Source organism: Thermococcus marinus (assembly GCF_055389025.1).
This window is the reverse complement of record NZ_AP042417.1, coordinates 1,227,901-1,248,555: the sequence shown is the minus strand read 5'-3', so window position 1 is coordinate 1,248,555 and position 20,655 is coordinate 1,227,901. Positions and strand designations below refer to the sequence as shown.

The 20,655-nt window shown below is 55.2% G+C and carries 21 protein-coding genes and 1 pseudogene; 9 read left to right on the top strand and 13 right to left on the bottom strand.

The genetic code is table 11. The features are described from left to right. The first annotated feature begins 505 nt into the window (after positions 1-505). Together ACZ5ER_RS06930 and ACZ5ER_RS06925 are read left to right on the top strand one after the other, a co-directional pair. A pseudogene (locus tag ACZ5ER_RS06930) lies at positions 506-1,406 on the top strand (M48 family metalloprotease). 109 nt (positions 1,407-1,515) lie between these two features. Continuing rightward, on the top strand, positions 1,516-2,658 hold the full coding sequence (locus ACZ5ER_RS06925) for an amidohydrolase (RefSeq protein ID WP_050003224.1): 1,143 nt from the start codon (positions 1,516-1,518) through the stop codon (positions 2,656-2,658). A 42-nt stretch (positions 2,659-2,700) separates the two neighbouring features. On the opposite strand, the gene ACZ5ER_RS06920 is transcribed toward ACZ5ER_RS06925, so the two are convergent. The 4 genes from ACZ5ER_RS06920 to ACZ5ER_RS06905 are packed head-to-tail and all read right to left on the bottom strand — an operon-like array spanning position 2,701 to position 5,897. Next, on the bottom strand, positions 2,701-3,648 hold the full coding sequence (locus tag ACZ5ER_RS06920) for a radical SAM protein (RefSeq protein WP_050003223.1): 948 nt from the start codon (positions 3,646-3,648) through the stop codon (positions 2,701-2,703). Then, positions 3,632-4,453, bottom strand: coding sequence for an NAD(P)/FAD-dependent oxidoreductase (locus ACZ5ER_RS06915; protein WP_464934093.1), 822 nt, complete (start codon positions 4,451-4,453; stop codon positions 3,632-3,634). The genes ACZ5ER_RS06920 and ACZ5ER_RS06915 overlap by 17 nt, the downstream gene beginning before the upstream one ends. Then, positions 4,435-5,067, bottom strand: coding sequence for an isochorismatase family protein (locus ACZ5ER_RS06910; protein ID WP_464934092.1), 633 nt, complete (start codon positions 5,065-5,067; stop codon positions 4,435-4,437). The genes ACZ5ER_RS06915 and ACZ5ER_RS06910 overlap by 19 nt, the downstream gene beginning before the upstream one ends. Before the next feature lie 23 nt (positions 5,068-5,090). Further along, on the bottom strand, positions 5,091-5,897 hold the full coding sequence (locus ACZ5ER_RS06905; protein WP_050003955.1) for an SDR family oxidoreductase: 807 nt from the start codon (positions 5,895-5,897) through the stop codon (positions 5,091-5,093). Between the two features lie 71 nt (positions 5,898-5,968). Between ACZ5ER_RS06905 and ACZ5ER_RS06900 the strand changes: the two genes are divergently transcribed. Next, on the top strand, positions 5,969-6,979 hold the full coding sequence (locus ACZ5ER_RS06900) for a deoxyhypusine synthase (RefSeq protein ID WP_050003220.1): 1,011 nt from the start codon (positions 5,969-5,971) through the stop codon (positions 6,977-6,979). A 121-nt stretch (positions 6,980-7,100) separates the two neighbouring features. Here ACZ5ER_RS06900 and ACZ5ER_RS06895 read toward each other — a convergent pair whose 3' ends face one another. The 4 genes from ACZ5ER_RS06895 to glyS all read right to left on the bottom strand — a co-directional run bounded on the left by ACZ5ER_RS06895 (position 7,101) and on the right by glyS (position 10,863). Continuing rightward, entirely contained in the window at positions 7,101-8,207 is a 1,107-nt protein-coding gene (locus ACZ5ER_RS06895; RefSeq protein ID WP_464935140.1) for an aromatic amino acid transport family protein, read from the bottom strand. A gap of 104 nt (positions 8,208-8,311) precedes the next feature. After that, positions 8,312-8,602, bottom strand: coding sequence for a DUF167 domain-containing protein (locus tag ACZ5ER_RS06890; RefSeq protein ID WP_464934091.1), 291 nt, complete (start codon positions 8,600-8,602; stop codon positions 8,312-8,314). Beyond that, positions 8,592-9,104, bottom strand: coding sequence for a ribonuclease FAU-1 family protein (locus ACZ5ER_RS06885; protein ID WP_464934090.1), 513 nt, complete (start codon positions 9,102-9,104; stop codon positions 8,592-8,594). The genes ACZ5ER_RS06890 and ACZ5ER_RS06885 overlap by 11 nt, the downstream gene beginning before the upstream one ends. 46 nt (positions 9,105-9,150) lie before the next feature. Continuing rightward, on the bottom strand, positions 9,151-10,863 hold the full coding sequence (gene glyS, locus ACZ5ER_RS06880) for a glycine--tRNA ligase (RefSeq protein ID WP_464934089.1): 1,713 nt from the start codon (positions 10,861-10,863) through the stop codon (positions 9,151-9,153). A 149-nt stretch (positions 10,864-11,012) separates the two neighbouring features. On the opposite strand from glyS, the gene ACZ5ER_RS06875 reads away from it, so the two are divergent. The 5 genes from ACZ5ER_RS06875 (at position 11,013) to ACZ5ER_RS06855 (ending at position 13,616) form a co-directional block, all read left to right on the top strand. Further along, positions 11,013-11,243 (top strand): LSm family protein, encoded by a 231-nt coding sequence (locus ACZ5ER_RS06875; RefSeq protein ID WP_050003215.1) that lies wholly within the window; start codon positions 11,013-11,015, stop codon positions 11,241-11,243. Between the two features lie 16 nt (positions 11,244-11,259). Next, positions 11,260-11,448 (top strand): 50S ribosomal protein L37e, encoded by a 189-nt coding sequence (locus ACZ5ER_RS06870; protein ID WP_042690131.1) that lies wholly within the window; start codon positions 11,260-11,262, stop codon positions 11,446-11,448. 113 nt (positions 11,449-11,561) lie between these two features. Continuing rightward, positions 11,562-12,962: an MATE family efflux transporter gene (locus tag ACZ5ER_RS06865; protein ID WP_050003214.1), complete on the top strand. Its 1,401-nt coding sequence runs from the start codon at positions 11,562-11,564 to the stop codon at positions 12,960-12,962. Between the two features lie 47 nt (positions 12,963-13,009). Then, positions 13,010-13,231, top strand: coding sequence for a type II toxin-antitoxin system VapB family antitoxin (vapB, locus tag ACZ5ER_RS06860; protein WP_050003213.1), 222 nt, complete (start codon positions 13,010-13,012; stop codon positions 13,229-13,231). After that, positions 13,212-13,616: a type II toxin-antitoxin system VapC family toxin gene (locus ACZ5ER_RS06855; RefSeq protein WP_464934088.1), complete on the top strand. Its 405-nt coding sequence runs from the start codon at positions 13,212-13,214 to the stop codon at positions 13,614-13,616. The genes vapB and ACZ5ER_RS06855 overlap by 20 nt, the downstream gene beginning before the upstream one ends. On the opposite strand, the gene ACZ5ER_RS06850 is transcribed toward ACZ5ER_RS06855, so the two are convergent. The 4 genes from ACZ5ER_RS06850 to ACZ5ER_RS06835 form a co-directional block, all read right to left on the bottom strand. Next, positions 13,613-14,707 carry a VIT1/CCC1 transporter family protein gene (locus ACZ5ER_RS06850; RefSeq protein WP_464934087.1) on the bottom strand — a complete coding sequence of 365 codons (1,095 nt, stop codon included), beginning with the start codon at positions 14,705-14,707 and terminating at the stop codon, positions 13,613-13,615. The genes ACZ5ER_RS06855 and ACZ5ER_RS06850 overlap by 4 nt on opposite strands. A 61-nt stretch (positions 14,708-14,768) precedes the next feature. Next, the gene (locus ACZ5ER_RS06845) at positions 14,769-15,902 is read right to left on the bottom strand and encodes a tRNA (guanine(10)-N(2))-dimethyltransferase (RefSeq protein ID WP_464934086.1); all 1,134 of its coding nucleotides are present in this window, start codon (positions 15,900-15,902) and stop codon (positions 14,769-14,771) included. Between the two features lie 41 nt (positions 15,903-15,943). After that, complete coding sequence (locus ACZ5ER_RS06840) at positions 15,944-16,210, bottom strand: 50S ribosomal protein L35ae (protein WP_464935139.1); 267 nt, start codon at positions 16,208-16,210, stop codon at positions 15,944-15,946. Positions 16,211-16,244: 34 nt separating this feature from the next. Continuing rightward, complete coding sequence (locus ACZ5ER_RS06835; protein WP_464935138.1) at positions 16,245-16,910, bottom strand: HAD family hydrolase; 666 nt, start codon at positions 16,908-16,910, stop codon at positions 16,245-16,247. A 91-nt stretch (positions 16,911-17,001) separates the two neighbouring features. Between ACZ5ER_RS06835 and pepQ the strand changes: the two genes are divergently transcribed. After that, positions 17,002-18,048, top strand: a complete 1,047-nt coding sequence (gene pepQ, locus ACZ5ER_RS06830; RefSeq protein WP_464935137.1) for a Xaa-Pro dipeptidase PepQ — start codon at positions 17,002-17,004, stop codon at positions 18,046-18,048. On the opposite strand, the gene ACZ5ER_RS06825 is transcribed toward pepQ, so the two are convergent. Further along, the gene (locus tag ACZ5ER_RS06825; RefSeq protein WP_464934085.1) at positions 18,045-20,642 is read right to left on the bottom strand and encodes an ATP-dependent helicase; all 2,598 of its coding nucleotides are present in this window, start codon (positions 20,640-20,642) and stop codon (positions 18,045-18,047) included. The genes pepQ and ACZ5ER_RS06825 overlap by 4 nt on opposite strands. Positions 20,643-20,655: the final 13 nt, after the last annotated feature.

Below are 20,655 nucleotides of genomic sequence, written 5' to 3'. Positions count from 1 at the left end.
TCCCGAGCTCGGCGTTACCGGGGGAATAATAGCCTTCAACTCGAGAACCTCCATTGCACATTCCCCTTAGTCATTTGCCTCATCACATATACTCGGCAAAAAATACTACTAATTGGTTGGATTTAACATTTTCGTAAAATTATAGTTTAAAACCATTAGTTTAATTTTGCCGGATCCTTCGGGATACGACAATTGGGTAAGAGCAGACAGCTGAAGTTATAATTGAAGACAAAGATCAGGAATTGTGATACGTATTGGCCCTACGAAGAAAGAAGCTGATGAAAGGAAAACAACCAATCAAGAGGCAGCTAGACAGAGAGAGCCATCTCTCGATGCCGAAGGAAAAAGTGCGAAGCACGCTGTTGTTGCAGTTACCACTGAACTCTAGCCGAGGAGATGGGAATTTACTTCTGAGGTTCTTTTTCCCTCAATTTATGGTTCGTTTGAAGCGACCGAAAGGTTTCTAAAGGGACCCGCTGAAGTACAAAGCAGAAGGTGAATTTAAGTGAAGTTGGTGCTGTTTCTGAGAACTGCCCTTTATGATGGGACTCCTGACCGGAGTTCTGATGGCCATGGGCTACCTCCTCGGCGGCGCCAGGTGGATGACATACATGTTCTGGTTCGCCGTCGGAATGAGCTTCCTCTCCTTCTGGTACAGCGACCAGCTCGTAATCAAGATGATGAAGGCCAGGATAGTGAGCAGGGACGAGGCGCCGGAGCTTTACGAGATAGTCGAGAAGCTCAGCAAAAGGGCCGGCCTCCCGATGCCAAAGATAGCGATAATCGATGACCCGACACCGAACGCCTTCGCCACGGGCAGAAACACCAAGCACGCCCTAGTAACGGTAACGACTGGCATTCTCGAACTCCTGGACAGGGACGAGCTTGAGGGTGTCCGGGGTCACGAGCTGACCCACGTAAGGAACCACGACATACTGGTCGGCACGATAGCCGGCGCTTTGACCGGAGCGGTGGTTTACATAGCCTACGTAACCAAGTACCTGGCCTTCTTCAAGGCCATCTTCGGCGACCTCAGCCTCGATCGCTTCATCTACGCCATCCTCATCGCCATAACAGCCCCTATAGCGGCCATAATAATCCGCTCGGCTATAAGCAGACGGAGGGAGTTCGCGGCCGACGAAGGCGGCGCCAGACTCAGCGGAAAACCCTGGGCCCTCGCGAGTGCACTGCTCAAGCTTGATGAGGCGGTTAAAAAGCTTCAAAAAGAAGCTGAGGTCAAGAAGAAAAAGCCCCTCGGCAACCCCGGACTGGCGCACCTCTTCATAGTGAACCACTTCGAGGGCGAGGGGGTTTCCCAGCTCTTTGCCACACACCCGCCGACCGAGCAGAGGATAGAGAACCTCCGCAAGGTCGCGAAGGACATGGGGGTCGAGTTCCCCTACTGAGCGATTCTCCGCTTTTCAATTATTACATAATTGTTGAATTGCATAATTGCAGAATTCTTTAATCGGCAGGCATTTAAACGTTAGTGCACATTTCTTAACGGTGATGAACGTGAAAGCCGTCAAGGCCAATCTTCTCTACGACGGTCTGGGGAACGTTCTGAAGGACGTCTACGTCGCTTTTGATAGAAACATTGTGGGTGTAACCAAAGAGAAACCGAAGGAAGCTGAGGTAATAGCCGAAGGTGTTGTTACTCCCGCCTTCATAGACGGCCACAGCCACATAGGAATGGACAGGTATGGGGAACCCTACCAGGAGGGCGAGGCCAACGAGGAGATGGACGCGGTTCTGCCGCTCGTCGATGCGCTCTACTCCATCTACATGGACGACAAGGCATTCAAGCACTCCATCGAGTTCGGAGTGCTCTACTCCTCCGTCCTGCCGGGGAGCGGGAACATCATCGGTGGAAAGGCCGTCTTCATCAAGAACTACGGACGCGACATAGAGGACGCCTTCATCCAGTACGCGGGCGTTAAGGCCGCCTTTGGCTACAACCCGCGCTCAACGAAGGAGTGGAAGGGAACGAGGCCAAGCACGAGGATGGGCGCGATAGGGATTCTCCTCAACTGGCTGATTAAGACGCAGAAGACGATAGCTCTCCTAGAGAAAGGCAAGAAGGAGCCGGAGGAGGTCGAGCCCACCGTTGAAGCCCTGATTCCGGTTCTCAAGGGAGAGCTCCCGCTCCGCGTCCACGTCCACAAGGAAGACGACATCGCGGCTCTGCTAATGATAAAGCGGAAGTTCGGGCTCAAGATAACCATCGAGCACGCCGGCGACGTCCACAGCAGGGAAACCTTCGAGAAGATTAAGGCCGAGGGCGTTCCAGTAGTTTACGGCCCCTTCGACAGCCACCCCTACAAGGTCGAGCTGAAGCACGAGGACTGGAAGAACGCCCGCTACCTGCTTGAGGTCAGGCCCCTCTTCGGCCTCATGAGCGACCACCCCGTTACGCTCCAGGCGAACCTCTATTTACAGCTCAGGCACTTCATAAGGCTCGGCATGAGCAAGGCAGAGGCGATAAAGGTCATAACCCACAACAACGCGAAGATACTCGGCGTCGACGACAGGCTCGGAAGCATCGAGAAGGGCAAGTGGGCATCGCTGGTGGTCTGGAACGGCGATCCATTCCACATGGAGAACTACCCGACGCACGTCTTCGCTGAGGGCGAGCTGGTTCACGAGGCTGGATGGTGAGTTTTCTTTTTCCTAATTTTGAAGAAATGAGAAGAAAGGCCTTCAGCTCACCTTAAACTCAAACCCTCTCGCGAAGGTGTAGGCTTCTCTAAGCTCCGGCCTCTCCTTCAGGAACCTGAGAATATACTGGCCGCAGTTCGAGCCGATTAGGTTCTCCCTCGTGTCGCCGACAGATATAATGACATCGTAGCCGAGCCTTCTGAGGTCATCCACGAACTTCCTGTGCTTCATCGGAAGGCCGGTCTCAAGGTCCACGTCGTTGGTGAGCTTATTCTTAAGAACGCTCACCGTCGGGTTGAGCGGCGTTATCTTGATGAGGAAATATTCCTTTGGGAAGTACTCGGCTATGACCTCTGCATCGGCCTCGTTCTCCCTCGCTAAGGCGAAGTTGAGCGTAATCTTCTTGCCGCCCTCGTCGTAGAAGGCCTTTCCGTACTCGGCTATTCTCTCGAAGTCCCACTTCCTGACCGGGATTATCTCGTCCCTCTGCTCCGGGTTCGTGGAGTGTATCGAGAACTGGAGCTGGAAGTTGGTTGGGAACATTTCCTTCTTCAGCTCCAGCAGTGCCTCGAAGAACTTATTGGTTCCTATCGGGGCTATTGTCGAGAGCGACGGGTGTAAATTGTCGTAGCGCTCGCCCAAAAGCCGCATTGCCTCGATGACGGCCATATTGAAGCTCGGCTCGCCCATTCTCGCGAACTGCACCTTGAACTTCCTGGTTTTCGGCTTCCCGTTCCAGCGCCTGGTTATCGGGTACTCTATCTGCTCCATCAGCTCATCAACTGTAAGCCTGCCCTTGTAGAAGAAGCCGGCGTCGCACATCTTACAGCCGACCGGACAGCCGTTGAGCGATGAGACGATGAGCACCCACTTTTCCTGCGGATTGTAGGTTGGGATTGATTCAACGAACTCCACTATGTTGCCCTTCGAGGTCTTTCCAATGTAAACGACGGCAACGTTCGGGTCGCCAACCTCACTCAGTATCTCCATACCTCTCCCTCCTCCATATCGTCATCGCCGTTTTGATTCCATCAGCTATCGCCAAAGCCGTCTGGCGGTAGATTCCGTTCTTAACGTCCCCGACCAGGAAAAGGTTATCGTCCTCGATGCCCTCCACCAGTTCGATGTTTGGCACCCTGCCGATGGCACCGAGCACCAGGTCAGCCTCAAAGTCGCCAGCGCTGGTTTTAGCTAAAATCTTTCTCCTTCCGTTTATAGGCTTTATTTCCCACACCTGTCCCATCAGCGTCCTGATGTTTGAACGCCTCTTCACAAGTTCCTGGAGGTAGGACAGAGCCTTCGGCTCGCTCCTCATGAGGATTATCACTTCATCGCTAATCTCGCCCATGGTCAAGGCGTAGTCGAAGGCCACGTCGCCGCCGATGATGAGAACTCTTCCGTAGTGCCCCCTCGGAACTTCAGCGACGTGGTAGATTATCCCGTCGAAGGGGAGCTTCCTCGGCCTCGTCCCCGTTGCCACCACGAGATACTTGAAGTGGTGAGTTCCACTCGTGGTTTCGACTTCAAACCGTCCATCGATCTTTCTCACGGCCCTGACTTCCTCGTAGACGATTTTCAGGTTATACCTCCTCACGTACTCCTCAAGGATTGCGACGACCCTCTCGCCCTTGATTCCGTCGGGGAAGAACATCGTGTTCTCGACGGAGTAGGCGTTCCTTATGAGTCCGCCTATACGGTCGCGCTCGAAAATCACGCTCTCTATCCCGTAGCGCGCCAGCTGGACGGCAGTCGCGATTCCCCCGATTCCAGCCCCGATTATTCCGACGAGAGCCATTCCAACACCTCCGAGAGGAGCGGCGTAACCGCGAAGCCGTGGGAGAGGTTTCTAAGGGTTGCCTCGTGGAAGTGCCTGTTCTGGGTCAGCGTTCCATCGACCGGGAAGACCACGTTGAAGCCTCTCACGAAGGCTTCCCTTGCCGTCGTCTCACAGCAGAGGTGCGTCATGACGCCGGTGATGATTACGGTCTCCACGTGGAGTTTTCTCAGAACCCCTTCAAGTTCGGTTCCGTAGAAGGCATTGTAGGTCCTCTTCTCGACCACCGTTCCCGCGAAGGGCTGAAACTCGCCGAGAAGCCCATTCAGCGGGTCATCCTTTGGCATATCGCCACCCCACCATCGGATCATTATGTCGTTTTGGTGGAAGTGGCGGGTGAATATTATCGGGACGCCAAGCTTTTCAACCTCGCCGTAAAACTCCAGGAGTCTGGGAACGAAGCGGGGAGCTGAAGGCAGGAACGCCCTGCTCTCGGGCGTGAGGAAGTACCTCTGAAGGTCTATCGCCAGAACCGCTGCCTTTCGGAACGGCCTAATTCTGTCCCATTTCCGGGGTCTAAAATACCTCCCCCTCATCCCGGCTATGAATTCTTCGGTGAAGTAGTCCTCCTTCATGGGCGTGAAAAGGGAGGAAAGGCTTAAATGTCTATCCCCCTCGTCATCGCGCCGTCTATGACCACCGTCGAGCCAAGCATGTACTCCGCCTCTTCGCTCAGGAGAAAAGCCACCAGAGAGCCGAGTTCGCTCCACCTCCCGGTTCTGTGAAGGGGCGTTCTGCCAAGCACCTCTCGCTCCCACGTCTCCTCGAAGGGTTCTCCCCTAGCCTCGGCAACTGCCTTGAGGTTCTCCCTCGCGCCGGGCGTGTCGAAGCTGCCGAGCAGAACGCTGTATGCCCGTATCCCCCTCTTTCCGTAGGTTCTCGAAACGCTCTTTGCCAGCTGAACCAGACCGGCCCTCGTAACATCGGCCAGAACGAGCGGGGGCATCGGCTCCTTTATCGAGACCGAGTTGAGGTAAACGAGGACGCCCTTCATCTTTTTCTCAAGCCACGTCTGAACTAGGAGCGTCGTTAGATAACCCGGCGCGACGGTGTGTAGTGCTGAAGCCTCAATCCAGTCTATGTAGCTTGCCTCGTGGAGAAAACAGGGCTCGCACCGGACGTTCCCCGCGTTCCAGACGAGGGCATCAACCCCTCCAAGGAGCTCCCAGCTCTCCTTCACGAGATTCTCAAGGTCGCGCTGGTCAAAAAGGTTGGTTCTAACTGAATAAACCTCACCATAGCTTGAAAGCTCATCCTGGGCCTTCTTCAGGTTCTCCTCACTCCTGGAGCTTATAACAACCCTCGCGTTCCTCTTCAACAGCTCCTTTGCAACGTTGAAGCCTATGCCGCGGGATGATGCCGTGACGATGACGCCGAGGCCGTTCAGGTCTATCTTCACCTGCATGTAGGGGAGTTGGGGCTGAAGAATAAAACGCTTTCCCAAAACTTTATACGTCCACCTTCGAAGTGCCAACCATGACCGAGCCGAAGGATATAGTGCTTAAGGAGAGCGAAGAGGTCGAGGGAATACCTGTTGAGGGGCCGTGGCTCGACGACGTTTCAAGCCTCGAGGAGGTTTTGGATTATTACGAGCGCATAGGCTTCCAGGCGACGCACCTCGGAAGGGCGATAGAAATCTGGCGGAAGGTTGAGGAGAAGCGCGCCAGGGGAGACGAGGTTAGAGTCTTCCTCGGCTACACCTCCAACATCATCTCCTCTGGCCTGCGCGAGCTGGTCGCATGGCTGGTAAAGGAGGGCAAGGTTGACGTCATCGTCACGACTGCAGGCGGAATCGAGGAGGACTTCATAAAGGCCCTCAAGTCCTTCATCCTCGGCGACTGGCACGTGAACGACGCTCTTATGCGCGAGAAGGGCATCAACAGGATAGGCAACATCTTTGTGCCAAACGACCGCTACATCGAGTTCGAGAAGTACATGATTCCGTTCTTTGAGCGGATCCTTGAGGTTGAGAAAGAGCGCGGAAAGCCCCTGACGGCGAGCGAGTTCATCTACGAGATGGGCAGATACATGGACGAGAAGCTCGGGAAGGAAAAGGAGCGCAGCGTCATCTACTGGGCATACAAGAGAAACGTCCCGATATTCTGCCCCGCCATAACCGATGGCTCGATCGGCGACATGTTATACTTCTTCAAGGAGGAGCGCGGGGATAGAGAACTCATTATAGACATTGCCAACGACATAGTTAAGCTCAACAACTTAGCGGTTACCGCAAAGGAGACCGCCTCAATAATCCTCGGTGGCTCCCTGCCAAAGCACGCAATAATCAACGCCAACCTGTTCCGCGGAGGAACCGACTACGCAATCTACATCACCACTGCAGTCCCGTGGGACGGCTCGCTGAGCGGTGCGCCGCCGAGCGAGGGCGTCAGCTGGGGCAAGATACGGGCTAAGGCCGACTACGTCGAAATCTGGGCCGACGCGACGCTCGTCTTCCCCCTGTTAGTGTGGAAGGTTATGAAGGGTTAGTCCGGCCGTTTCATGGCCGGAATCCCACGGTAATTTTTCCACATTTAGTCCTAGTCTCAGGTATTCGCAATAGGTATTAATATGGGTCAGAGACTAGAAAAAACAAGAAGACAGAGCAAATTCAGACCAGCGAGACCACTGAATACACGAAAACCATGAAAAAGACTACTCCGGCAAAGTACGCAACCTCATGAGGGACAGCGACGCACTTCGGGGGGCAGACTTTTCTCGTCTTGACGTACATCGCCACCGGAAGGATTCCAGCGTAGAGGAGGCCCCCGAACGTTCCCGCGAGCCAGAGGGCGCTGACGAAACTCTTCAGGCCGGCGAAGTACACAAGCAGTGGCGGAACAACGGTCAAGAGCCATGCACTCCTCTTGTCAAGCCTGAAAGCCTCCCTGAGGTTGTCCATCTGGGCAAAGCCTATGCCGATGTAGCTCGTGCTTATTGCTGCGAGAGGAAGGACGAGGCCGAGGATTTTCCCGACGTTGCCGTAGTAGTCTTCAAGGGCCGCGGTGGCTAGCTGTGGGGTATCACCTCCCAGGGCGCCGACGAAAGCGAAGATGAACAGGGAGTAGAAGGCCATCGGCACGAGGTAGCCTATGAGGACGGCCTTCTTTGTCTTCTCGGCGCTTCCAAGCCCCTTGTACATCTCGGGGACGACCATGTGGCTGACGTAGGCAAAGATTGCAACGCCTATTCCCGAGACCAGGGTGGAAGTATTAACGGAAGTCGGGTTGCCAACATCAACCCTTGGGAGCATCAGGGCCACGGCAACCGTCAGCGCGCCAAGAAGCAGGAAGTTGAGCATCAGCTCCGCCTCACCTGAGGCCTTGAGGCCCATCAGCACGATACCACTCATAATCGCCCAGAAAATCAGTGCGGAGACTGACTTATCTATTCCAAGCAGGGAAGACAGAATGTCACCGCTTCCAGCAATGTACGCTATCAGCGCGCCGTAGCTGAGGACGGATATGCTCGCGAGCATCAGCCAGCCGCCGGCCGTCCCAAGCGTCTCGCGCGCGAGTGAGGTTAGAGTTCCCTCCCCCTGGACGGCCAGTTCGAGCACAAAGAGGGCCGTTAAGAGCGTGAGGACGCCAACCGCGACAATGATTGCAATACCCCCAAAGCCGGTGTCCTTAAGCGCGTACGGAAGGCCCAGAACCCCCGCCCCTATTTGAGTCCCGATGAGTATTGCACTCGCCTCCGCCAGTGTGAGCCTCTTCATACGGATCACCGATGGGTGAAGGAACGTTCATGAATTTAAACGTTGCCTCAGAAAAAGATGTTCATCACTGACATCAATGAAAGAACGGGGAACACAAGATAACATTAAAGTCCAAGTTTTTTACGAACTTCTTCGGCCGAAAGGCCCCTGATCAGGAGGGTTTTCTCCCTGGAAGTCTCGCCCCCAACTATCTCGACGTCGGCCCCCAGCAGCTTGGAGAAGAACTTAACTACCTCTTTGTTCGCCTTTCCCTCGACGGGAGGGGCCTGGATTCTAACCTTAAGCCTCCCGCGCCACTCATCAACGCCTTCAATTCCGTTCTTCTTTGCCTTCGGCTGGACGTATATAAGTAGGAGTGCTCCGCCCTTGGTGTCTTTCAGGAACTTAGCGCCCATCCTCGACCCTCCAATCGTATTTCCATACGACACTGGGAGGAAACTCTCTCCGTTTAATCTTTTCCATTATATCCCTCGCGACCTGGTAGGCGAAGTCGAAGGTCTCTTTGTCAATCAGCCCGTAGTTGAGGGCCATCTCAAGCTCGTCCTCATCGAGGAGGAAAGCTCTTCCATCGGGAAAGATGAAAATGTCGAGGAAAAGGTCGAGCATCTCTATCGTGTTTCCCTCGCGCTTTGTGTATGCCAGAACGTCTACGTAAAGCCCCCTGAAGTTGCCCCTCTCGTCGTAGACCTTCAAAACGTCGTAGTTCTCCCCGATGAATGCGAAGTAGACCATGGTGTAGCCGTTCCTGATGACCTCGATGCCTTCCACCCTCAGGGGCGCGAGCATACCCTCGAAGCGGGACTTCGCGACTACAACGTCGCCTAAGTCGGCCATGAGCTCGTCTTCCCGCTCCAGCACCCTGTTCGGGATACGGCGGTAGATGAGGTGGATTTTCATGGGAAACACCAGCAAAAAGAGTAGTTGAAAAAGCGAGGACAGCACTTCACTCCCCGAAAATCAGCTCCCTGAGCTTCTCCGGAAGCTCCTCGATGCTCACGCGCGTCTGTTCCCTCGTGTCGCGGTCGCGAATCGTTACCGTGTTGTCCCCGGGCGTCTGGTTGTCGATGGTCACGCAGTAGGGCGTTCCAATCTCGTCGTAGCGGAGGTAGCGCTTTCCGATGGTGTCTTTCTCGTCGTAAACGACTATGAAGCCAGCTTTCTGGAGCTTCCTGAAGACGTCGTAGGCAATGCTCTTCAGCGGTTCCTTGGCGACGAGCGGGAGCACTGCAACCTCAATCGGCGCCATGTCCTTCTTGAGCTTGAGATACGTTCTGTCCTCCTCGATGACGAGGCTGTTCTCAAGGAGCAGGTAGAAGGGCCTGTCTATGCCGAAACTCGGCTCGAGGACGTGCGGGACTATCTTCTCGCCGGTAATCTTCTCCTCGACTTCCCTGATTATGAAGTCGTCCTTCTCAAGCTCGTAGCCCTCTATCGTGATTTTGCCCTCTTTCTCAAGGATTTCGACCAGCTCGCGCTTCTTCTCCTCGTTCCAGCCTTTGATGAGCTCGTTTATCCTCTTGGCGTCTTTCCTCAGCTTTGGACCAACGCGCTTGAGGTTGAGGGAAACCTCGAGTCTCTTCACGATTTTCGGCTCCTCGTAGTGGATTAGCACCGTCAAATCTGCCCCGCTCTCGCGCATGTGCCTGCTCAGGTCGTAGTCTCCCCTGTTGGCTATTCCAACGCACTCCACCCAGCCGAAGCGCTCGCTGTGGATTTCGGCGTCCCAGGTGTCGCGGGAGTAGTGGGCGCGCTCCTCGGGCAACTGCTGGCGGAAGCGTATCTTGTCCTCGGGGATGCCGATGTCGAGGAGGACGCGCTTGACCATGACCATGTAGTAGGCGAAGAAGGTGTTCATGATGTAGCCCTTCTTTACCGCCTCATCAGCGGTGAGCTCAATCTCGCCAAGGCCCTTGAGCTGGTGCTCTATCGGGTAGAGCCTCAAAACCTCGTCCTTGACCTCGTCGAAGTGCGGGTGCTCAGTTTCATTCGGGTTGAAGAATATCTCGGCCTCTGCCTGGGTGAACTCCCTCAGGCGGAGCATGCCCTGCCTCGGCGAAATCTCGTTCCTGTAAGCTTTCCCAATCTGGAATACGCCGAAGGGGAGCTTGTTCCTCGCGAAGGCGTTCAGCCTCTTGAAGTTCACGAAGATGCCCTGGGCAGTTTCTGGCCTCAGGTAGCCCTTCTGGTCACCGTAGGGGCCAATTCTGGTCTCGAACATGAGGTTGAAGTACCAGACGTCGCTCAGCTCGCCGCCGCACTCGGGGCACCTTATGTCATGCTCGCGAATTACTTTTGTGAGTTCCTCAGCCGAAAGGCCCTCAACGTCCATGCCAAGGGCTTCCTCGACGAGGTGGTCGGCTCTGAATCTGGCGCCGCACTTCTTACACTCGACGAGTGGGTCGACGAACTTCTCAACGTGTCCGCTCGCTATGAAGACCTTCTCAGGCGTTATGTCAGGTGTCTCCAGCTCGAAGAAGCCCTCCCTCTGGAAGGCCTCACGTATCTTCCGCTCGATTTTCCTCTTTATCGTCGCGCCGAGCGGGCCGTAGTCGTAGAATCCGCGTGAGCCGCCGTAGATTTCAAAGCTACCCCACGCAAAGCCCCTTCTCCTCATCAAGTCCTGGAGTATCTCGTATTTGTCGGGCTTCTCTCCCATTACTCACCACCTGAGAGTTGAGCGGAGCAATTTCATAAAAAGATTTTGGGGTACGAGTTGAAAATTTGAAGGAGCATGAAAACGGAAAGAGTTATAAACCGTTCCCGTCGTTTAGGCTATGAGCTTTGATTATTTGGAGGTGCGTGAAAATGGCGGAAAGACCACTCGATGTTATCCACAGGTCCCTTGACAAGGACGTCCTCGTGCTCCTCAAGAGGGGTGGCGAGTTCAGGGGTAAGCTTATCGGTTACGACATCCACCTGAACGTCGTCCTCGCCGACGCTTCCCTTATGCAGGACGGCGAGGAGGTTAAGAAGTACGGTAAAATCGTCATCAGGGGAGACAACGTTCTTGCCATCTCCCCGGTCGAGATAGAGTGATTAGCGGGGTGATACCATGGGAGCCGGAACTGCGCCGAAGGGCAAGCGCAACAGGACTCCTACCCACATCAGGTGCAGGCGCTGTGGTAGGAGGGCCTTCAACGTTAAGAAGGGCTACTGCGCCGCCTGTGGCTTCGGCAGGAGCAGGCGCATGAGGAAGTACAGCTGGTCCCACAAGTGGAAGAAGAAGAGGAACCTTCTCTGAACTTTTTTCTTTTCCTAATGTTACGCCTCTTCTAGCTCTTGTAACCGATAGCCTAGCAGACCGCAATTCTTTTAAGTTCGTATGTCTGTTTTATCGTTTAGAGGGACGTCTTAATGTTGCACCTCAACGAGAACCAGCGCCGTCTCTGGAAGCTCGCATGGCCCGCGATAATGGGCAACATATCCCAGACACTCCTCAACCTAGTGGACATGATGATAGTCGGCCAGCTCGGAGCGCTTGCCCTGGCCGCGGTCGGCCTCGGCGGGCAGGTGAGCTGGTTCATGATGCCGATTATGACAGCAGTCGCAACTGGAACCCTCGCGCTTGTGGCGAGGTTCGTTGGAGCGAAAGACGATGAGAGCGCCACCCTTACCCTTGAGCAAAGCCTCTACCTGTCGGTTCTCCTCGGTGTCCCGGTCATGCTCTTTGGCTGGTTCTTCGGCGACGATATCCTGAGGATAATGGGCGCGAGCGAGGACGTTGTTGAGCTCGGATACCAGTACATCAAGGTGCTGTTCGCCTTCTACCCAATCCGGTTTGCGGGCTTTACTGCCTTCTCGGCCCTGAGGGGCGCCGGGGACACGAAGACACCCATGAAGCTTGGCATCCTTATGAACGTGATAAACGCGGTTTTTGATTACCTCCTGGTGTTCGGAAAGTTCGGCTTCCCCAGACTCGGCCCAGTCGGTGCGGCCTGGGCGTCCGGTATAGGAATAACCCTCTCATTCCTCATCGGCCTTTACCTCCTCTGGAGCGGGAAGCTCGTCCTCAAGTTCAAGCCGAGCTGGAGCTTCCACCCGGAGATGGTGGCGAGGATACTGCGCATAGGAATCCCCGCCATGATCGAGCGCGGAATATTCAGCTTCTACAACTTCCTCTACATGAGCATAGTGACCCGCTTTGGGACTGTTGCGCTCGCTGCACACCAGGTCGGCCTCCGCGTTGAAAGCATAGCTTATATGCCAGCCTTCGGCTTCAACGTAGCGGCTTCAGCTCTGGTCGGCCAGAGCCTCGGAGAAGGTGACCCGGAGAAGGCTGAGAGAACAGTTTACGAGGCCCTCAAGATGGTCAGTGTCTTTATGGCGGTCATGGCGTTCGTCCTGATAGCGTTCCCGCGCTACCTGGTCATGCCCTTCATAAGCCCGAGCGACCCGAACTACGGTGAAGTCCTGAGGCTGGCGAGCATCTACCTCATAATCGTCGGCATAAGCGAGATTCCCCTCGGCTGGGTCTTCGTCCTCGGCGGTGCACTTAGGGGGGCGGGAGACACCAAGACGCCGATGTACATCACCGCCGTCAGCAAGCTCCTCTTCCGCATAGTGCCCGCCTATCTCCTCGGCTTTGGCTTTACCATACCTCCGTTCGAGGTACTCGGCATAGCCTTTCCGGGCTTCACCTTTGAGGGCTTAGGCGTTATAGCGGCCTGGATAGCAATGAGCCTCGAAACCTTCACCACCGCGGCCCTCTTCTGGTGGGCGTTTAAGAAGGGGTACTGGAAGTACGTGAAGGTGTGACAGTAATGTTTATATCTCTGTAATACGATGATGTAAATGGTGGTTGCATGGCTGTGATAAGCGTCCGTATTCCCGATGAACTAAAGGCCAAGATGAAAAAGTATGATATCAACTGGAGCGAAGAAATAAGGAAGTTCATAGCTTCGAGGATAAGCCAGGAAGAAAAGAAGAGAACCATCGAGATGATGCACAAGCTGCTCGCTGGGGGAACCCCCGCCAAAGAGGGAACCGCAAAGAGATACGTGAGGGATGACCGTGATAGTAATTGACGCCTCCGTCCTTGCAAAGTACGTCCTCCTCGAACCTGGGTGGGAACAAGTGGAGGATTTGCTTTTGAGGGACGTTGTCTCCCTTGACTACGCCCTGGCGGAGGTTTCAAACGCACTCTGGAAGCATTACGTCCTTTACGGTGAGATATCCCAAGAGGAGTTCAAAAAGAGGTCGAAGGTTATAGACGCCCTCCCAAACGTCGTCGTTTTTGAGAGCGGAATGCAGTATTTAGAGAAAGCCAGGGAGATAGCAGTCAACCACAAAATCACCATTTACGACGCCCTCTACGTAGTCCAAGCCCTCAGATATGGGACACTGGCCACGAGCGACGAAAAACAGGGAAAGACAGCAGAGAGGCTCGGCGTCGAGGTGCTCTACGTTTAAAGCGCCGAGACATGGAATAGGGCCTCCATGAGCCTGCCGAAGAGGTAGCTCAGGAACGCCGCGCCGAGGCCAGTAACCACCATCTCTGCGACCTTCTTTTTTACGGAGATTCCCGAGAGGAGCGAAATAAGTGTCGCCACTATCGCGAGCGCTGAGCCCGCCAGCAGTATAGAGAACGGGAGCGCCACGAGCGAGCTGGACGCGAGGAAATACGGCGTTACTGGGAATGCGACTCCAAGGAGATATGCCAGCCCGGTGTAGAGCGCGGAGCGGAGCTCGTTCTCCTCACTCTCAGGTACAAGGAGCTTCATCACGGCTTCCCCCTTGCTGGCGAGCTCCCTGGCGGTTTTCTCCGCTATCTCCTCCGGGACACCACCTTCAACCAGCCTTCCCTTAATCTCCTCCACGATTTTCTCCGGGGAGACTCTGAAGAGAACCTCCATTCTCCCGCGTATGCTCTCGTTCACCTGCCTCTGGGAGCGGACCGAGATAAACGCGCCTATTCCCATCGAGAGCGCCCCGGCAACGCCAACGATGAGGCCGCTTATACCGACCAGCTTGGGGCTGTTGGGGTAGACGGCGGAGAGACCGGTAACCGCACCAAGGATTTCAACAAGACCGTCGTTCATCCCCAGGACAAAGTCCCTGACGTTCTCGGCATGGAACCTCTTCTTGCTCTCGTAGAAGAACTTCTCGTGTTCAATCTCATCGAGTATAACTGCCCTCAGCTCCTCAAGCTCTTCTTCGCTGAGGTTATTGGCGTACGCCGTCAGGTATTTGAAGTACTTCTGTATGGCGCTGTTTTCACCCATCTCAAGGAGCGACGCGACGGAGCCCGGCCCGAGGAGTTTCCTGAGGAGTTTGACGCCGAATACCGTGAACCTCTTCACGGAGGGCTTTGGAACCTCTCCCCCGTGGCGCTTTATGAAGTCGTGCCAGAAGCGGGCATGCTTCGATTCTATGCTGGACAGCCTGAGGAACTCCTCCTTTATCCGCTGGTCTTTCTCAACCTTCGCCAGCTGGGCGTAGAGAACCGAATCGGCGTACTCGTCTTTATAGAAGTCCCTAGCCAGTTTCAGCATCTCGTCCATCTTCTCACCCACTAAAATTTCACAAAAAAGTTAAAATAAGTATCGAGGCAGAGGCTTAGCCTCACTGAAGGGACTTCAGGACGTCCAGCACTTCCTCGAAGGACGCATCGGTCTTTACGGCCGTCGGCGAAAAGTGCGTCTTCGTTGCGCGGTAGCCCCTCTCGCGGAGGGCCTCGATGATGCCGGCGAGCTTTCCGACCTGAAGGTTGTGCCTCCTCGCGAGGGCGTGGGTGTCGTAGTGAAACGGGACGTCAAGCTCCTCCCTCATGAGCTCAACAAACGGCCGGGTCTTCTTGTGTGCGGGAGCGAAGTCTTCGAGCTCCTTGGTGAGCCCCTCCATGAACTCTTCGTCCTTCAGAGGGCCGAGCCACATCGGGCCAAAAGCTTTGGGCTTCTCGGGGAGGAAAGTCTCCTCATAGGTGAACTTCCCGCTTTCGTCCTGCCAGAGGTAGCCGAGCCGGAAAAGGCTCTTCTCGGCCTTCTTTGCCCCGCTCCTGAACCTGAGAAACGCCCTGAAGTAGTGGTCGCGGTAGTAGGCGAGCAGGACTTCCACGCCAAGGTCGTACTTGGCGGCGTACCTGACTATCGTTCCAATCAGTATCCTCAATCCAGCCTCGTGGCAGAGCTCACCCCTTATCGGACGGGCGAGGTAGTTCTTCAAGCAGGCCCTGGCGTAGGCCCCACAGAGGACACCGGTGTCGGTGGCGGTGACTGCCAGAACTCCCCTCCTCTTCACGCTCCGGAGGGCGGTGTCCAGGAATTCCATGGGCGAGCCAAAGGGGTCCAAGTCAAGGAGGTCAAAGTAGCGGAAGTTCTCCGCCATCAGCCTGTTGGCGTCGCCTTTGTTGATAACAACCAGCTTCTCCCCCCAGAGGTACGAGCGGTCGCCTTCCTCGTAGAGCTCCCCCTCAAAGTTCAGGAGGACGTTCTTTTTCATAAGGGTGTAGGCTTCCTCGCTTATGTCGTTGAGCCAGATTTCTTCAGCGTGGCTTTCAAGACCGTAGCGGATTCCCCTTATCCCCGTTGCCGAAAGGGCGTCGAGAACCCGCTTTGGATCCAGGACACGCGCGGTTAGGACGCTTATATCCCTGTTGAGCGCCATCACGGGGTTGTAAAACACGGGGGCGTCGTAAATCCTCTCAGCCTTTGGCACGAGAAACCTTGCAGAGCCCTCTCTGACCTCAACCAGTTCCATTCTCTCACCCGTAAAGAAAAGGGGTGGGAGGCTTTAAAGGTTTAGAGAATCTCGACGATGTCGCCGAGGGCCTGGCCCGGAAGGCCCGGCTTGAAGTAGGCCTTGACCTCGCCCCTGTCGCCGTGAGTCCTGATAATCTTTCCGAACATCTTCCTGCCGGTCGGGGTCTTCCAGACGACCTTCCTGCCGATCAGCCTTGCCGCGCTGGCCCTGTCGTCAATCCCTAGGGGCTTGAGAATCATCCTGTAGTTGTCCTGGTGCTCATGAGAACCCGCGTAGGAGAGGACGACAGCTTTCACCCTCGCCATCGCCCTCACCCGGCCTTAGTTAGGCCCAGGATTTTTAAGCTTTATTGCCCAGGAACTCGCTCAGCTCGTCATCTATCTCAAGGACTTCCCTGATGGAGTTTATCTTTACGAAGTTCAGCCTCTCAAAGAGGAGAGGGACGTCACTCTTGTAGGGGGAAGCCTTCTGCACAAAGAGCGTGTTTTCGTCCAGGACGTACGTGAAGCGCGCGGGGCTGTCGTCCACCCACACGAATGGCTCATCTGGGTAGAGCTCCCTCAGGGTCTGGAACTTCTTGAGCATGTCCTTGGTGCCCTTGAACGTTATCACGTCATCGAACTCCTCATACCAGTTGGTCTTTTTCATAAATATGACCTTACCTCCCGGATAGGTGTGTTCTCCCGAAAAGCTTATCACTTTCCTGCCCCGCTTCCTCAGCTCCCTGACCACCTCGCGGGCAAATGGGAAGTCCTTGATGTAGCGCGGCATGAGCTTGTAGTACTCGTGAATCGTGCCCTGGGCTACGAGCTCGTGAATAACTCCAAGATGGGCATAGGTCAGTTTGCCCTTTATGAAGAGAAACAGGGCCTTGTAGTACTCATCATAGAGGTCGCTCTCGATTACAGCGGGGATTGTCTTCTCGATTGCTATCCTCAGCGCTTTCTCGACAGCCCCCGTGCTGTCAACGAGCGTTCCATCGAAGTCGAAGAGGTATACCGTCACGCTCGACACCTGTTATCATATCCCGCCCCGGAGTTTATATCCCTTCCGAAACCGTTTTATCTCCCTGGGTCAACTCCCAGCGGTGGTCACCATGAGAATCGAAAAGCTCAGGGAATACATATCCGAAAAGGAGCTTGACGGTGTGATAATAACCCACAAGCCAAACCTCTACTACTTCACGGGCTCCGCTCCCGTTCTCGGCGGTTACCTCCTCGTGACGCCTGACGAAGCGCTCTTCCTCGTTCCCCAGCTTGAGTATGAGGAAGCCAGAGAGACCTCACGCGTCCCGGTTGAGGCATTCAAACGTGGAGGGGAGCTCTTTGAGAAGCTCAAGCCGTTCAACCTGAAGAGGCTTGGAATCGAGGGAAGAACAGCTTACTCAACAGTCCAGAACTACCGCGAGAAGCTCGGCGCCGAGGAGTTCTTCATGGTGGACGAGGTAATCAAGGAACTCAGAATGGTCAAGACAAAGGAGGAGCTTGAGGTTATCCAGAAGGCCTGTGAGATAGCAGACCAGGCTATGCTCGTCGCGATAGAGGAAATCAGCGAGGGAAAGCGCGAGAGGGAGATAGCGGCAAAGATGGAGTACGCCATGAAGATGAAAGGTGCCGAAAAGCCCGCCTTTGACACGATAATCGCCAGCGGGTGGCGCTCCGCCCTGCCCCATGGAGTCGCGAGCGACAAGAGGATCGAGAGGGGAGAGCTCGTCGTCATAGACGAGGGGGCCCTTTACAACCACTACAACTCAGACACGACGAGGACCATCGTGGTCGGGAGCCCGAACGAGAAGCAGAAGGACATCTATCAAGCAGTCCTTGAGGCCCAGAAGAAGGGCGTTGAGATGGCGAGGCCCGGAATGACCGCGAAGGAGCTCGACACCATCGTGAGGGACGTAATAGCCGAGTACGGCTACGGAGACTACTTCATCCACTCGACGGGACACGGCGTCGGCCTTGAAATACACGAGTGGCCCGGCGTGAACCAGAGCGACGAGACCGTCCTCAAGCCGGGAATGGTCGTAACGATCGAGCCGGGCATCTACCTCCCCAAGTTCGGCGGCGTCAGGATAGAGGACACGATCGTAATAACGGAAAACGGGGCAAAGAGGCTGACAAGGACTGAAAGGGAGCTTATCTAAGTCTCTCCTATCATTCCAATTATTTTTCTGTGGAGCTGCTTGATGAGCTCCCTCCTGTCCTCCATCAGGACGACGTCGCTTGACCCTATCGCCTCAAGGTTGAATGCGAACGGGCTCGGGACGCTGTGGGTCTCAAAGACTACTTTTATTTTCCCCTCCTTGACCCAGCTCAGAAACAGCTCCGCGCTTTCCACGTCCATCTTGTCCTCCATAATCTCGCGGTAGACCTCCTTCAGGAGCGGAAAGTCCGGGTGGTTTTCCTTGAGCACCTTGAGGAGGGAAACCGCCATGACCTGCTGTCTCCCGAGTCTCTTGCTCCTCCCGACGTAGCGCCTCAGGATTAGCAACCCGCGGTTGGCGACATGGCGGAAGCGTCTCTTCAAAAGCTCCGTGTTGTCGAGGGCCCGCTTTAACGTTTCCCTCAGGTCATCAACCTCGAAAAGTTCCATCATTTCCTCCTCGCTCAGCTCAACTTCTGGCGGAAGGAGGAGGGCGAAGCCGTTGTCGTTTATCGCCACCCCGACGTTGCAGTTCTTTTTCTTGCTCACGAGATAGGCGAAGGCCCTGCTGAGCGCGTCGTTCGCGCGCCTCCCTATGAGGGTGTGGAAGAAGTAGCGGTTCCTCTTTTCTCCAGGCACGAACTCAACAAGAACCGTCTCGTCGTCAGGAATGGTGGAATACCTCCCCTGCTCGCGGAAATATGCTACAATCGCCCGCGCCGCCCTTTCGTCTATCCCATACTTCTTCATGAGCCTTTTAACGGCGTCTTTCCTCTTCAGGAGGCCCTTAACCTCCCTCCTAAAGCGCTGAATATCCACCGCTAAATCGAAGCTGAGGGGGAGCATCTCCGAGAACCAGGCGGGGATTGTAGGTTTAGCACCCTCGCGCGGGACGACGTATATCTTGTTGCCCCTGCTCCTGACGAACTCGTAGGTTCTTCCCGCCAGAACGAATATGTCGCCGGGCATCAGCCGCTCGGCGAACTCCTCCTCAACTGTCCCGATTAGCTTTTTGTCCATGGTGTAGACCCTGATTTTGGCTTCGTCCGGAATTGTGCCGACGTTCATGTAGTAGATTGCCCTCGTCATCTTCCCGCGTTTTCCAAACTTCCCGTCCTCAAGCCATATCTTGGCGTAGACCTTTCTTTCCTCAAGGCCAGCGTATTCGCCCGCCAAATAGCGGAGGACGTTCATGAAGTCCTCGAACGGCAGGTCGTGGAATGGATACGCTCTTCTGACGACGCGGTAGGCCTCTCCGACCTCCCAAACTTTGTTGAGGGCCATTCCGAGGAGGTGCTGGACGAGGACGTCGAGCGGGTTCTTCGGAATCCTGACTCTGTCGAGCTTCCTGTTCCTCGCGTTGTGCACTAAAACTGTGACCTCGACCAAATCGTCCCTGTCGAGGGCCAGAATAACCCCCTTGCTGACCTCATGGAGCCTGTGGCCGGCCCTTCCAATCCTCTGCAGGGCGCGGTTCACGCTCTTTGGCGAGCCGATTAGAACCACCAGGTCAATCGTTCCGATGTCAATCCCGAGCTCGAGGCTGGTCGAGCTGATTACCGCACGGAGTTCGCCCCTCTTCAGCTTCTCCTCGACGTCCAACCGAACCTCACGCGATAGGCTTGAGTGGTGTGCCTCTATAAGGCCTTCAAACTCGGGGTAGCGCTTTTTCAGGTTATATGCTACCCTCTCGGCACCGCTCCTCGTGTTGGTGAAGATTAGCGTCGTCCTGTGCTCTCGAATAAGCTCGGCCAGTCTCCTATAGAGCGCCTCGCTCAGCGCTCCAGCTGGAGTGTAGATTAAGTCCTCGACGACGCTCTCGACCCTTATCTCCGTCTGCTTGGCGAAGCTGACGTCAACAATAAGGCCAGGTCTCGGCTCCCCGTCGTCATCAAAGCCGAAGACGAACTTTGCTATCTCCTCGAGCGGGTGTATCGTCGCGCTCAAACCTATCCTCACGAACTTGTTCTCGGCCATCTCTTGAAGTCTCTCGACGCTGAGCGCGAGGTGCGAGCCTCTTTTGTTTTCAGCAAGGGCGTGGACTTCGTCGATTATGAGGTACTTGACGGTCTTCAGCCTCTCGCGGAACTTGGGGGCGTTCAGAGCGATGGCGAGGCTCTCGGGGGTGGTTATTAGAATGTGGGGCGGTTTCTTCACCATCTTGCTCTTCTCGTAGCTTGACGTGTCGCTCGTCCTTATGCCGACGCGGATTTCAGGCAAATCGTAGCCGAGCTCCTTTGCGACCTCCTTGATTTCAGCCAAGGGGCCCTCGAGGTTCCGCTTTATGTCGTTGTTGAGCGCTCGCAACGGGGAGACGTACAGGACGTAGATTTTATCCTCAAGCTTGCCTTCCTTACCGAGAAGTATCAGCTCGTTTATTGCGGAGAGAAAAGCCGAGAGAGTCTTTCCAGAGCCTGTTGGGGAAGAGATTAGAACGTTCTCGCCTTTGTGAATCTCCATAACGGCATAGCGCTGTGGGGGCGTGAAGCTCCCAAACTTCCGCTTAAACCACTCCCTAACCGGCTCGCTTAGGATTGAGAATATCTCCTCGTCTGAGTACTCCCTTATTGCCCACCTTATCCTCTGCTCCGTCATCGGGGGCCGTTAT